The organism is Rothia sp. HMSC065D02 (assembly GCF_001815285.1).
Taxonomy (GTDB): domain Bacteria; phylum Actinomycetota; class Actinomycetes; order Actinomycetales; family Micrococcaceae; genus Rothia; species Rothia dentocariosa.
This window is the reverse complement of record NZ_KV820092.1, coordinates 100121-113206: the sequence shown is the minus strand read 5'-3', so window position 1 is coordinate 113206 and position 13086 is coordinate 100121. Positions and strand designations below refer to the sequence as shown.

Here is a 13086-nt window from a genome sequence, read left to right as displayed (position 1 = left end):
CTGCACACCTTGAAAGCAATTATTACAACTTTGAGCGCAATATCGTCTCTTTGTGTACATAATATCTAAACTACAAACCTATGAATATGGGATGTGCAGCTAGATAATTTTTTCAGGCTTATGTGCATAAATAAGCTGGCATAAGCCTATTTAGTAGACTATACTGAAACTACACATTATCTGCTCCCCAAGAGCGCATAGGGACCCAAAGACTCTGTAGCGGAAGGATTTTTACCATGTCTGCACCACGTTTTTTGACACTCAGCGATGTCGCCGAGGAGTTGCAGGTGTCGTTAAGCCAGGTACGAGCACTCGTTCGTAGCGGCGAACTACCAGCAATTCAAATTGGCGGTCGTAACCAATGGCGTATTGAACGCACGCGCTTCGAAGAGTACATTAACGAACGCCACGAACAGACCCTAGAAGCCATTGCCTCCGGCAAAATGACGAAAATCAAAGCCAACTAATTGACCGTCACAATAGCGCATATACGGGATGTGGGGATTATCCTCACACCCTGTTCTTTATATGTCAGCGCATTAGAGTATGCAAAATAAGGTTCGCATGGAGATAACGCCATTTCGATAAAGTCTGCCCCAACTCGTGCGATAACACCTTCAAACATCGTGTTTACTGGCGAAGCACAAGATACCCGCGCTGGCTCTTGCGCCATCATCAAGGCATAGCAAGCATCAGACATGCTGAACCTATAGGCACGAGCCTGCACATCAATTTTGACCTCTGCCGCCTGATTCTCGCATTCCCACCACAGGATACTCGATTCTGGAATAAGGATATTCTCTCGTCCTGTGCTGAGCTGAATCCACCCCTGACCAATCGCTTCAAGATACCCTTCACGAACCATCCCATCCGTACCACAGACTTTTACCCTGCTCCCATGTTGAGCCGCGCATCGCTCACGCATGGTCACCGCCAGATACTCCATGCGGGCACGTCGTTGTGCCTGGTTCTCAAGAGTCCGAAACTGTTCCGCTTCAAACTGTATGTCTAAATCTCGGAATAATCGTTGCATTCTCATGCTATGAGCCTACTGTATTCTAAAGTCTTGAGGCATATTGCACCTCCACAAGCCCCAAAAAATCAGCATTTCTTCGAGAATTATTACTAAATGATTAAGATTCTTCCCTTCAGATTTACACCGACCTTGTAGGCGCGGTAAATATAACATATAAGAACATCAACGACTACCAATGCCAAGGGGGAATACGATGAAGTCACAAGCTCAGATGAGCATCCTCGATGGAGTGCTCAGCATCGGCATTCCCACGCTATCCGTTCTCTCAGGGGTCCTAGCGCATAGTGTTCGCGTTATATCTGAATCTTTGACCGGTTTGGAAAACGCTATGATGATGAGCGTTGAAGTCCTCTCTGCTGCCGTCATGCTCTGGTGGGCTCTTGGCGTTATCCTCGGTGTTGGATACCTTCTGAAAGTCAGAGCCGGTTCCATACGCCTGCACCACCGTGAGGATCGTGGAACTTTTCTGCTCCCCCGATATATACGCAACACTATTCTTACTCTAGGCGGTGCAGCATTAGGTCTTAGCGCGGCATTTGCACCTGCACAGGCCACAGATGCGCATCCGGATATCAGCAACCCTGCAATATCTGCGCCGTCTCAGCTTTCAGCTTCCCCTGCTGCCCTCCCGACTCCGTCTTCACCAGAAGCATTTGTAGAAAATTCTACGCCCAGCACGGCAGCGGATGCTTCACCGCGGGAGTCAGCTGCAGGAACCCCTCAAGGGGTATCGTCTCAGAACTCTCCATTCTACCAGGCTCCTGCCTCATCTCCGCAGGCTACCCATGCCTCCACCCCACCTAGTGAAGTCTCTAAGACCACGGTAGCACCCGTTAAAAAGCGCCAGCAGCAACTTCCAAGTCTTTCACCCTACGCGCAGCCCTATGGTACGCCTCCGCCAAACATATCTGCCGAACCGGCGGTTCCCCCGACAATCCAGCCTCAAGCAGAACATCAGAGTTTGAGCCCGTTCTTCGGCGGCCAACGAGAAGGCGCACCTTCCAGAGAAGTATCACCAGCATCTCGAAACCACGCTACGCGTTCCAGCCACCAAGTTGTTGTGGGTGATTCTCTCTGGTCCATTGCCTCTCACGAGCTGAGCGACGATGCCTCTCCTCCGGAGGTTCTGGAATACTCCCTGAGAATCCACTCCGCCAACCTGGACGTTATGGGGGATAACCCCAATATTCTGTATCCAGGTCAAACTCTCACATTGCCTGACCGATAAGTACGCTATTTTTCTTCTCGACCGATATGTCCAACCACTATGCAAAGGAGCTAAATCATGACCGCTATCAATATTTCTCTTCACGATCTCTCCAAGAAGATCGAGAGCCATTTTCTCAAAGAAGCAGCCGCCAGAGCCAGAGCGCAACAGGGTGATATTCCCGATGTACCACCATCGACCGCGCCAGGAAATCTTGTCCAATCACAATATGGAGTAGTCCTCTCCCCGATCAATATGTACGCTCAAGATCAACAGAATAGAGAAGCTCACCATATGTTGCCACAGAACACTGCTGTTAGGGCACGCATTCGTTCCCGGAAAAGTGCATCTCACGGGCGACCTCTTAAGCGTTCCGATTCTGGAACCCTACGCATTGAGTCGCTTTGTGCAGGCATAGGTCTTGCGGTTCTCGAGGTTCTTATGAAAAAGCGATCCGCGCAACAGTTCAAACACTGGCTGTCACCAGAGTGCTTCACGGCATTGGAACAGCGCCGTTCCTCGCAAGAGCAACATGCTAGTTATCTCGCTTTTACCAAGACCCCGCACGTAGCGCGGAGCCGTGCTCAAAGACTTAATGACGAGACATATGAGGCATGTATTATTCTCACGGACGGTGTTGTAACCAGGGCTATGGCAATGCGGGTGCAGGCTCGCTACGGCGGGTGGTATATTACTGCACTGCACTTTATCTAAACCGCATAACCAGATGTGGGCACCCCAAGATTTTGGGAGTGCCCACATGCATGATGAAAATAGTGATGAAGCTGCTAGTCAGCGTTCTCTACGCGAACATCGGTGCCACCTTCTTCATTGGGTGCAGAGTACTGCAAGAACTTTGGGCGGCTCGGAGACTGAAGCTGCACCGCCGAGGCCTTGGTTCGCTGCTTCGACAAATCCAAATTGAAGAGGTAACTAACGGTCTCTTCGCGAATAGCGTCAAGCATAGCCTGGTACATGCTATAGCCCTCACGCTGGTATTCCACTAGGGGGTCGCGTTGTGCCATCGCACGTAGTCCGATGCCTTCTTTCAGGTAGTCCATCTCGTACAGATGTTCAGGCCAGCGTTCTCCAATAGTCGAGAGCATTACACGACGCTCAATCTCACGCATAGAATCTTCGCCTACAGATTCTTCGCGTTCATCATAGACAAGATGCGCGTCTGCAAGGATCTCTTTGACTATCTGGTCGCGAGTAATCTGGGTTCGATCCCCGGCGTCTTCCGCCAGGTCGTCGGCGGTAATACTGACGGGATATATACTCTCAAGAGCCTCCCACAGGTCGTCAAGATCCCAATCTTCTGCGTGCCCTTCGCTGACACGTTCGTCAATGGCGGTCGTCAAGACCTCGTCCACGAAACCAGAGATCTGTTCCTTGAGATCGTCGCCGTGCAGAATCAGAGAACGGTCCTTATAGATGGCTTCACGCTGGCGGTTAAGAACATCATCGTATTTCAGCACGTTCTTACGCTGTTCTGCGTTACGTGACTCAACGTTTGACTGCGCAGTCGCGATAGCGCGTGTCACCAACTTCGAATCTAGAGAAGAATCTTCCGGAGCCATCGCCATGAGGCGGGTTGCAGCGCCGGTATTAAACAGACGCATAAGCTCGTCGGTGAGTGAAAGGTAGAACCGGGACTCGCCGGGGTCACCCTGACGACCAGAACGACCACGCAGCTGGTTATCGATGCGGCGCGACTCATGGCGTTCGGTGCCTAGCACATAAAGACCACCAAGTTCCGTTACCTCATCGTGCTCGGCCGCTGCTTCTTCCTCGCACTGTTCCAGAATGTCGGGCCAGCGTTTCTCATATGCTTCAGAATCGCGGTTCGGGTCAAGACCCAATTCAGCCATCTTGGCGACAGCCTCGAATTCTGGGTTACCACCAAGCATAATATCGGTACCACGACCTGCCATGTTGGTAGCCACCGTTACGGCACCCTTGCGCCCTGCCTGAGCCACGATGTGAGCCTCACGCTCATTGTTCTTGGCGTTCAATACCTCATGGCGCACGCCTTCTTTTGCAAGTTGACGCGAGAGGTACTCCGACTTCTCAACGCTCGTCGTACCCACCAGAATAGGCTGTCCCTTTTCATGGCGTTTTTTAATATCCTTAACAACGGCTTTGAACTTGGCTACCTCATTACGGTACACCTTATCCGGGTTGTCAATACGCTGCACATCCTTATTCGTAGGAATAGCAACAACACCCAGCTCGTAGGTGCTCATAAATTCAGAAGCCTCAGTCTCCGCAGTACCGGTCATGCCGGAAAGCTTATCGTACATGCGGAAATAGTTCTGCAAGGTTACGGTTGCCATCGTCTGGTTTTCAGGCTTAATTTCGACGCCTTCTTTAGCCTCAATAGCCTGATGGATACCATCGTTATAGCGGCGTCCAGGAAGAATACGACCAGTGTGCTCATCCACAATCAAGACTTCACCGTCGATCACCACATAGTCTTTATTATTGGTAAACAGCTCTTTCGCTTTGATGGAGTTATTCAAGAAACCTATAAGCGGAGTATTCCTGGATTCGTACAGGTTCTTAATGCCCAAATGGTCTTCAACTTTATCGATGCCAGATTCGAGAATACCGACGGTGCGTTTTTTCTCGTCTACCTCGTAATCTTCATCTTCTTTAAGAACGTTTTTTGCGATGCGCGCGAATTCACCGTACCAACGGTTCGCTTCACCTGCAGCTGGTCCCGAGATAATAAGGGGGGTACGCGCCTCGTCAATCAAGATCGAATCGACCTCATCAATAATGGCAAAGTTATGCCCGCGCTGTACCTGCTCGTCAACGGTCCATGCCATATTGTCACGCAGGTAATCGAAGCCAAACTCGTTATTCGTACCGTAGGTAATATCGGCTTCATACTGTTTACGGCGTTGGTCCGGGTCCATCGACGAGAGAATCACGCCAGATTCCATACCAAGGAACCGGTAGACACGACCCATCAGATTCGCCTGATATTCGGCAAGGTAATCATTCACCGTCACCACGTGCACGCCTTTGCCACTGAGTGCATTTAGGTATGCGGGCAGAGTTGCGACAAGGGTTTTACCCTCGCCGGTTTTCATCTCAGCGATATTTCCCAAATGCAGGGCAGCTCCGCCCATAACCTGAACCTTGTAGTGACGTTTTCCAAGGGTACGCTTAGATGCTTCCCGGACGACAGCGAAGGCTTCAGGGAGCATAATATCCAGGGACTCGCCATCCTCAATTCGGGCACGAAACTTATCGGTCTCGCCGCGGAGCTCGGCATCGGTCATAGACGCGAAACTATCCTCAAGCGAATCGACCGCCGCGCTATACGCTTCTAACTGTCGAAGAATTTTTTTATCGCCAGTGCGGAGGATTTTCTCTAAGAAAGATGCCACTGAGCTTCTACTCCTTGTTGTCTTCGTCCCCTCATGAGGGCGACACAAAATGCGCCCACGATTTGAGGCTTTCCTAACTATTGTAGGGCAGAGGTATCTATCTGACAGTCACAGTCCACATTTTTACGCTCTGCGCGGGTAGAAATAATAATTATTTTCCTCACAGGAATATAGCAGAACCCGAAACACTCGCTCGAAAGAAAGCGTTTCGGGTTCTAAATCTAAATTAGTATTAATGAGGAGTGTTGTCTACTCTTCGGTGAGAGTGATAATACCGTAGCTCCATCCTTTACGGCGATATGCGGCTGCCGGTGCTCCTGTTTCTTTATCAATATAAAGGTAGAAGTCATGACCAACGAGTTCCATACGATCCACGGCCTCTGCCGGAGTCAGCTTTTCGCCTACAAAGCTCTTGTGACGAATCTCAATCGGTGAAGCTGCTTCATCGACGAGGGTAACTTCACTGTTGTCGAAGGCTGCTTCTTCAACAGGAACATCAGGTAACAAAATTTCCGTAATCGTCTCGGTAACCGTAGGAAGCGACCCTGTAGCATCTGCAACAGAAACAGGATGCTTACCACCATGTTTACGTAACTTACGACGATCACGTGCTCGACGCAGGCGCTCCAAGAGCTTTCCATAAGTCTCATCAAAGACCGCAAATTTATCATGCCCTTGGGCTTCTGCACGAAGCACCGGTCCACGTCCAACAACGGTAATCTCAACACGAATTGACTCGCCACCAAGATGACCATCTTTAGTAACTTTGACGTCGATATCGCTCACGTTGTCGCCAAGCTGCTCGAACTTTTCGACCTTCTCCTCGACATATTCACGAAGACGATCCGAAATCTTGATATTACGTCCGTAGATGTTGACTTCCACGATATTTCCCTCCAAAGTGTGGGGGTTATGCACCGTACTCGGTTGAGTTCGATACCGGAAACCCGTCCTTGAGGTTCCTTGTCATTATTTTATTACATTCTTATGGTGCATGTCACCGGAAATGACAATTATTTTCGTAGTACGAACACTGTGTATCAAAGCGCAGAATAGCCTTAGTCCGGGTGTACCATAAGGGCTTCCTCGTCCACTTTTTTCTGCATCGACACAGCGGCTACACAGGCTGCTCCCAGAACTCTCGCGCCACCCTGGCGCAAGACTCGTGATGCTTCAAACACGGTGGCACCGGTAGTCATCACATCATCGCACACAATGCACAGTGCCCCAGCTACACTTGCTCTGGGGGACACCCGCATCGCTCCCTCCATACGCTGGGCTCGCGCGCTAGCTCCGAGCGTTTTCTGTCCTACTGTATTCGGTCTTATTAAACGCTGGTATATGTTTTCTTTTTCTAAACTCAAGATATGATGTGTCTTCACCCGCACTTTACGTCTGTGCAGAGCTACAGAACGATTGAGCTCGTGTTCTACCTGTCGCACAAGCAACTCAGCCGGTACGTAACCACGACGCTGCACGCTACGTTGTGATGAAGGGACGGGTATCAATAAGATGCGCGTTCCTGCGGGAACCTGCGCACGGTCAATAATCGTTGCCACGGCCCTGCCCAATGCGCGCGCTAGTTCGGGAACCGCATCAGTACGACCCGCATTCTTCATGGAAAGGATCACATGCGCGAGTGTTTTCTCATAGATACCTGCTGCAACCGCTCCCGGTACGGGGTGCTGCAGCACAGGGGTGTGCACGGCAGAGGTTTGTTTTCTCAGTGAAGTCTCGCACCGAGTACATAAAGCCCGACGAGTGCCAGCAGCATCTAAAAGCGCTGTACCGCCTACACCGCATCCGACACATGTTGCCGGAAAGAACAGCTCCCACGCCGCGTAAAGAGCCTTTTTACCTCTCATTCGAGGTGTCTTACCCATGCTCTTTTACCCTGCGTACGTAATCTCACTCAGCGTACCGCTTATGGGTTTCCAGCCGCGCTCTTCCAGAAGATAGCACTCTCCCGTATCAACGTGCCCAATAATATGACCGCTGTCCCCTGCTGCAGACATAGAGCGCAGTCCCTCCAACCGGTCCAGTTTTGTCTCCTCGCTGTTGAGAGAGGTTAGTTCTGCTTCGCCTGTGGTTGTATTGACGACGGCAAGGGTCTGTTCTCCCGCCCAATCTACACAATGGGGAGATACAGAGGCGTTAACCCGCACTAATTCGGTAAAACTACGCGGTTTACCGCTCTCATCACGTATAATCCCCGAGATAATCAGCATCGACGTATCATCTCGGGAGGCGATGAATGCACCACGTGTACCATCCCGCGAAATTTTAAGAGAGTTAAAAACAAGGCCATTTCGCCAGGGCACAGAGATATTAAGACCTTTTTCTCTTTCCTCAACGCTATCGGATGCAGGGTTAAAGGCGCGCACCGTTCCACTATGATCGGTAGCCCATACCCATCCATAATGGTCAATGCTGGGGCGAGATAGGTCGCGTGTTTCCCAAACTTTTGAGGAATTTGTATCACGCACTGTATAAAGCTTTTTACGCCCCTCACTTAAGTAAGCGTAGGTAGTGCCGTCATATCCGATAGTTGGTGCCGAAGGATCCTTGATTTTTTCCACTAGCGTGCGCTGCGAATCCCCAGCATCAAAATCACGCTGTGTTACTAAACGGTCCTCATTAAGCGCCACAACTTTGGTATTAGGCTGCGTTACCAAAGATATTTCATGAAATCCTTCGGGCTTATCTGATGATAAAATTTCGTGGCCGTTATAGCAGAAAACTACAGTCTCAATACCCGTAAAATTGCTGGCAAGATGCACAATCTGCTGGCGTAAACGTGCTAATTGAAGTTCATCTGTAGATTCGCCTCCAAAATCAACCTTTATCGTATGCTTTTCAGCGTCAAAGTTAGCACCATTAACTTTCATGGACTCATAAGTCGCTGAGAAGACAGATTCCTTGAGGTAATTTGCTGGTCCCATGATTAGGGTTTGAGCCAGCGTTTTAAAAATTTCATCGCTACGTGCGAACCAGCGTAAATCTGGCACCGCGTAGGTATAGCTAGGATCGTAGTAATACAGACGGTAGGATTTGAAAGAACGGTCAAATTCACTGCCGTCTATCCACAACCCGTTGGGGCAGTTACGTATGCGCCACTCACCGCCCTCCTGAATCATCTCGAACGTTTCCGGAGTTGGTGCAGGAGCGTTGATAAAGGAAGTAACTAAACCTCGCTCATCCACACGAGCAGTTTGCTTAATCGAAACCTTATAAATATTATCCTCGCCACGGGTAATACGCGCGGTCTCAGAATATATACGGGTCTGAACCTCTGGAACCCATTGTTGAGCAAACTCTGTCGTTAAGTACTGGCGAGCCACTCCGTAATCATCGGAGCTATCAACACCAGCACGCAGAAAGCCTTCAATAATGCCTTCCGGAGTTCCGCCAACCTGAGGACTCATAGCATGGATTGCAGACTTTCTATCGTCTGCATTATCCAAAGACTCTGAATACTTTTGAATACCCTTGGGATCTGGCAATCCAGAGCATGCCTGCATCAATAAAGCAATACTTCCGACTCCACCCAGAAGCATCGTGCGGCGCGAAAGAGCGGGCAGATTCTCTGACAGCGTCTGTTTGTGCGAAGAGTTTTGAAATATTCTGCGCATTATACCTGTCCTTCAGACGCATCATCTTGAGTTTCATGACGGGTTTTACGCAATGATGTCGAAAGAGTATCGCCCGCAAGAGCGCTGTGAGCATATGCCTCTGGCTCAGGTTCTCCGGTAATCAAGACCGGGGAAGGACCGAGCTCTCCCCCCTGAACAAGCGGCAAGTTCATCGTGAAGCAAGCACCTTTTCCTTTCATGCCCCAAGCCTCAATACGCCCGCCATGCAAACGTACATCCTCGGCGGTAATAGACAAGCCCAATCCGGTACCCCCTAGAGTGCGTTTGCGTGAGGTATCTGCACGCCAGAAACGGTTGAAGACCTGTGCTGCTTCCTCCTCACTCAAGCCGATGCCATGATCGCGCACCGCCACACCCAAGTTTGTTGCATTGGTAGCGATGTAAATATCGACGGGCTTGGATTCACCGTGCTCAATAGCATTAAAGAGGAGATTACGCAAAACACGTTCAATGCGAACCCTATCGATATCAATATCAATATGCGCCTGCTCAGAATGCACAATAAGCCTGGTTCCGGTACGTTCCAGATGCGGGATAACCTCGACCAAAACATCATTAAGAACACTCATAAAGTCTTCAGCGTCGATGTTCAAAACGGCGCTGCCTGCATCAAAGCGCGAAATTTCCAGAAGGTCAGAAAGCAAGGCTTGGAAGCGATCCACCTGGTTATGCATAAGCTCCACACTGCGCGACTGCACAGGGTTGAGGGTGTCACGCGAGTCATAAAGGAGTTCGCTGCTCAGACGTACCGTCGACAACGGTGTACGCAGCTCATGCGACACGTCCGAGACGAATCGCTGCTGCAGAGTCGATAGTCTCTCCAGCTGTGTAATCTGTTCCTGCAGGCTATCCGCCATTTTGTTAAAGGAAATTCCTAATCGCGCAGCCTGATGTTTACCACGAATGTTAACGCGGCGGTTTAGGTCACCGGCAGCAAGTTTCTCTGCTGTAATAGCGGTCGAAGTGATCGGGCGTACCACTAAGCGAGTGACAAACCACACAATTGAAAGTACTAGAATCAGCAACACTGTGAATCCGGTACTTAACACAACATTGATATACATAATGGTCGATTCAGACTCGCTTAAGTCGTACACCATAAACAGCCCATAATTGGGGTTCTGAGGAATGGATACACTCGTTCCAATAATCAAGGCCGGGTAAGGCTCACCATTGGATTTTCCAGGTTCTGAAAGCGTTGTTTTCTCCCAAAAAACACCGGGAGAATCCCGCACAGTATCTTTAAAATCTGTAGGTATTACTGAGGCATCTAGAGGCGCGTTATCGCTACTCTGCTCAGGAATAAACCCCTTCTTCGATTGCTGATCCAAGGACACTAAAACCCAGCGCCTCTGAGTATCGCCGCCAGCGTCAAGAACCGTGAGGTTGTGTTTAACAGTACGTCGAACTTCGCTGTCTTCACGCGCACTAATAGGATCCAACACTCTCTGTACAGTCTCAAATCCCTTACTAGTTTCTTCTAACGCTTGGTTCTTTTTATTCTCAAAAAGCGATGTTGCGATCTGATTAGACAGCGAGGTTCCTACTGCAATAAAAGCAATAAGCATCATGATGCCCGCGCTGGTTACGGACCGAAATTGCAGAGAATGAACCCACAACCGATGAATTGCACGGAATGGGTTGAGGGTTCGCTCTTTCCGGGGCTTAGATTTAAGATCTAAGTCCCGGCTATCGGAGGCTCCAGAGGTTGCGTCAGGTGTGGGCATAGGCAAAGTTACTTTCCAGATATGAAGATGCGCATAGCGGACTGAAATATCACGTTAGGCGGCACCTCCAACGTTCTCTAGGGGTACTTTATATCCGACGCCGCGCACCGTTTGGATAACCTGTTCGGCACCAATATCCGTGAACTTCGCGCGAAGACGCTGCACGTGAACGTTTACCAGAGAATCGCTCACATCGCTGTAGCCCCAGACAGTTTCTAACAGCTCTTGACGGCTCATGGCCTGCCCCGGACGGCGAACCAAAGCTGCAAGAAGGTCAAATTCCAAAGGCGTCATAGGCACTTCAACACCTTTATACTTGAGGGTTCGGCCATCCATATCCATGATGGTATCTCCCACCCGCACCACCAACTGGCGGCTCTCACGCGGGCGCAAACGAGCACGGATACGGGCCATAAGCTCAAGATGTTTGAAGGGCTTTGCAATGTAATCGTCAGCGCCAGCTTCCAGCCCTTTTACCACATCTTCAGTATCGCTTTTAGCAGTCAGCATGATGATAGGCACATTAGATGACGAACGGATCTGCTCGCAGACTTCGATACCGCTCTTCCCCGGAAGCATGAGGTCCAGCAATACCAAATCTGGTGAATGCCGCATAAACGTCTCAAAGGCGCGAGAACCGTTTTCGCAAAAAACTGCGTTATATCCTTCCTGTGCCAGGACAATGCCGATCATTTCTGCAAGAGCGTCATCATCATCAACGACCAGGACGGTCGAGGTGGTGGTGGTCATGGCGTCTCTCCTCTATATTATTCGGTGATTATAGTAATTATCCTAAGCCCTCAGCCACCATTTCTGCGACTATTCGAGCATACTCTGTGGTTCTCGCCATCTGAAGTGTGGCCTCATGCGGGTTTATATGTGTAGTATTTGCACGATGTGTTAGCCCAACCAAACGTATCTCGGCTCTCTGCAGTCCAACATCATTCCACAGTCTCCACAATCTCTGTGCTTGCTGCGGTATAGCATCCGATTCTACGATAGGCAGCCAAAGCCTTGCTCCGGATTCTAGTACGGCCGCCGCTATTTCCCAGCGATGCGGGTCGCTAAGAGGCTGTGCCTGAACGAGGTTCTGGTTTACCTCGTCCGGGTCAAAAAGCAGTTCGGCAAGATTATCTGCCGTTGAAAACGCACGGGCTATAGCGCAAGCATCTGCCACAGAGCTGAGGTTCGACGTGCGATCATCAGGATACGTCAAAGGAACCTTGGTGAGGTTCAGCATAGGCGTTATGGTAAGTTCGGCAAAAGTATTGGCGCAGATACGGTAACTTTCGTAGATTTCGCTAACCGCGGTACCGCTGGGATAGTGCGAAAACCACTCACCGTAGGGATAGTACCCGAAATAATGCGCCCAAGTTCCGGCTCGTCCAGTTGTACCGTAAGACGGGCTTCGGGCTGATCGAGGGCTTGGCGAATAAGAGAGAGGCTCTCCCCTAGCCCTTCTAGGAAGGCATCCCGTATATCGCGTGTCGCCCCCGCATCACTGATGGCACGCTCGCCATTAGGCACATAGACCCGCGCAGCAAGGGTATATGGTCCGCACAGCTGAATTTTGAAACTGGGAGCAGCGTCCTCAGGCACTGAAGCTCCAGAAGACTCACCGCCTACGACATCGGCGAGTGCGTTAATATCTGAGACATAACGGGATCGCGCACGCGCACTTTCGCGGGTACCGCCGCCTCTAGCGTGAACTAATCGCCATCCATAGGACGCGCCTTCAAGTTCCATTCCAGAGAGTGTGGCAATGGTGCGAGCAAGAGTAGTGCTCTGCCAGCCACGCTCTGGAAGCTCCGGTAAGAATGGAAGATGCGGATGCCCCAACTCACCGCGCACACGATGCAGGGCATCTATTATCTGCGTGCCGGGGAATTCGCCTAGTCCGCTGGCTCGTACCGCAACAGTATCGCGCTCAGCAAGCTCGGTAGCGAACTCACGTTCGGGTGCACGATAATCACCCGGTAGCAGCAGGCGCTCGGGCACATACTGTTTTCGGGTGTTTTCGTCCGCAAATCTGGTAGAGAACGAGGTCATCAAATCTACGCTAGCA

General features: G+C 50.4%; 12 protein-coding genes. 3 read left to right on the top strand and 9 right to left on the bottom strand.

All coding sequences use genetic code 11. The annotated features are described in order from the left end of the window. Positions 1-236 precede the first annotated feature (236 nt). Positions 237-467 carry a helix-turn-helix domain-containing protein gene (locus HMPREF3016_RS08035; RefSeq protein WP_004005036.1) on the top strand — a complete coding sequence of 77 codons (231 nt, stop codon included), beginning with the start codon at positions 237-239 and terminating at the stop codon, positions 465-467. Here HMPREF3016_RS08035 and HMPREF3016_RS08030 read toward each other — a convergent pair. Next, positions 464-1033, bottom strand: a complete 570-nt coding sequence (locus tag HMPREF3016_RS08030; RefSeq protein ID WP_246824226.1) for a hypothetical protein — start codon at positions 1031-1033, stop codon at positions 464-466. The two genes, HMPREF3016_RS08035 and HMPREF3016_RS08030, sit on opposite strands and share 4 nt — an antisense overlap. A 196-nt stretch (positions 1034-1229) precedes the next feature. Between HMPREF3016_RS08030 and HMPREF3016_RS08025 the strand changes: the two genes are divergently transcribed. Next, on the top strand, positions 1230-2264 hold the full coding sequence (locus HMPREF3016_RS08025) for a LysM peptidoglycan-binding domain-containing protein (protein ID WP_070448577.1): 1035 nt from the start codon (positions 1230-1232) through the stop codon (positions 2262-2264). A 57-nt stretch (positions 2265-2321) separates the two neighbouring features. After that, on the top strand, positions 2322-2957 hold the full coding sequence (locus HMPREF3016_RS08020; protein WP_048755172.1) for an Rv3235 family protein: 636 nt from the start codon (positions 2322-2324) through the stop codon (positions 2955-2957). 74 nt (positions 2958-3031) lie between these two features. Here HMPREF3016_RS08020 and secA read toward each other — a convergent pair whose 3' ends face one another. The 8 genes from secA to HMPREF3016_RS11340 all read right to left on the bottom strand — a co-directional run bounded on the left by secA (position 3032) and on the right by HMPREF3016_RS11340 (position 13070). Next, positions 3032-5641, bottom strand: coding sequence for a preprotein translocase subunit SecA (gene secA / locus HMPREF3016_RS08015; RefSeq protein WP_013397419.1), 2610 nt, complete (start codon positions 5639-5641; stop codon positions 3032-3034). Between the two features lie 249 nt (positions 5642-5890). Further along, a complete protein-coding gene (gene hpf / locus HMPREF3016_RS08010) occupies positions 5891-6526 on the bottom strand; it encodes a ribosome hibernation-promoting factor, HPF/YfiA family (protein ID WP_037231053.1) in 636 nt (211 codons plus the stop codon). Positions 6527-6699: 173 nt separating this feature from the next. After that, complete coding sequence (locus HMPREF3016_RS08005; RefSeq protein WP_246828521.1) at positions 6700-7347, bottom strand: ComF family protein; 648 nt, start codon at positions 7345-7347, stop codon at positions 6700-6702. 183 nt (positions 7348-7530) lie between these two features. Then, the gene (locus HMPREF3016_RS08000; protein ID WP_065423727.1) at positions 7531-9273 is read right to left on the bottom strand and encodes an LpqB family beta-propeller domain-containing protein; all 1743 of its coding nucleotides are present in this window, start codon (positions 9271-9273) and stop codon (positions 7531-7533) included. Beyond that, on the bottom strand, positions 9273-11021 hold the full coding sequence (gene mtrB, locus HMPREF3016_RS07995) for an MtrAB system histidine kinase MtrB (RefSeq protein ID WP_048753714.1): 1749 nt from the start codon (positions 11019-11021) through the stop codon (positions 9273-9275). The genes HMPREF3016_RS08000 and mtrB overlap by 1 nt, the downstream gene beginning before the upstream one ends. A 54-nt stretch (positions 11022-11075) precedes the next feature. After that, complete coding sequence (gene mtrA / locus HMPREF3016_RS07990) at positions 11076-11771, bottom strand: MtrAB system response regulator MtrA (protein ID WP_013397424.1); 696 nt, start codon at positions 11769-11771, stop codon at positions 11076-11078. 37 nt (positions 11772-11808) lie between these two features. Then, complete coding sequence (locus HMPREF3016_RS11345) at positions 11809-12261, bottom strand: hypothetical protein (protein WP_246828520.1); 453 nt, start codon at positions 12259-12261, stop codon at positions 11809-11811. 5 nt (positions 12262-12266) lie between these two features. Further along, positions 12267-13070 (bottom strand): uroporphyrinogen decarboxylase/cobalamine-independent methonine synthase family protein, encoded by an 804-nt coding sequence (locus HMPREF3016_RS11340; RefSeq protein ID WP_246828519.1) that lies wholly within the window; start codon positions 13068-13070, stop codon positions 12267-12269. Between the last annotated feature and the right edge of the window lie 16 nt (positions 13071-13086).

What these genes read in the sequence shown, in the direction of transcription:
- mtrA (WP_013397424.1), bottom strand. Translation starts at nt 11,771, where the DNA reads ATGACCACCACCACCTCGACCGTCCTGGTCGTTGATGATGATGACGCT.
- HMPREF3016_RS08030 (WP_246824226.1), bottom strand. Translation starts at nt 1,033, where the DNA reads ATGCAACGATTATTCCGAGATTTAGACATACAGTTTGAAGCGGAACAG.
- HMPREF3016_RS08020 (WP_048755172.1), top strand. Translation starts at nt 2,322, where the DNA reads ATGACCGCTATCAATATTTCTCTTCACGATCTCTCCAAGAAGATCGAG.
- mtrB (WP_048753714.1), bottom strand. Translation starts at nt 11,021, where the DNA reads ATGCCCACACCTGACGCAACCTCTGGAGCCTCCGATAGCCGGGACTTA.
- HMPREF3016_RS11345 (WP_246828520.1), bottom strand. Translation starts at nt 12,261, where the DNA reads ATGCTGAACCTCACCAAGGTTCCTTTGACGTATCCTGATGATCGCACG.
- HMPREF3016_RS08000 (WP_065423727.1), bottom strand. Translation starts at nt 9,273, where the DNA reads ATGCGCAGAATATTTCAAAACTCTTCGCACAAACAGACGCTGTCAGAG.
- HMPREF3016_RS08035 (WP_004005036.1), top strand. Translation starts at nt 237, where the DNA reads ATGTCTGCACCACGTTTTTTGACACTCAGCGATGTCGCCGAGGAGTTG.
- HMPREF3016_RS08025 (WP_070448577.1), top strand. Translation starts at nt 1,230, where the DNA reads ATGAAGTCACAAGCTCAGATGAGCATCCTCGATGGAGTGCTCAGCATC.
- HMPREF3016_RS11340 (WP_246828519.1), bottom strand. Translation starts at nt 13,070, where the DNA reads ATGACCTCGTTCTCTACCAGATTTGCGGACGAAAACACCCGAAAACAG.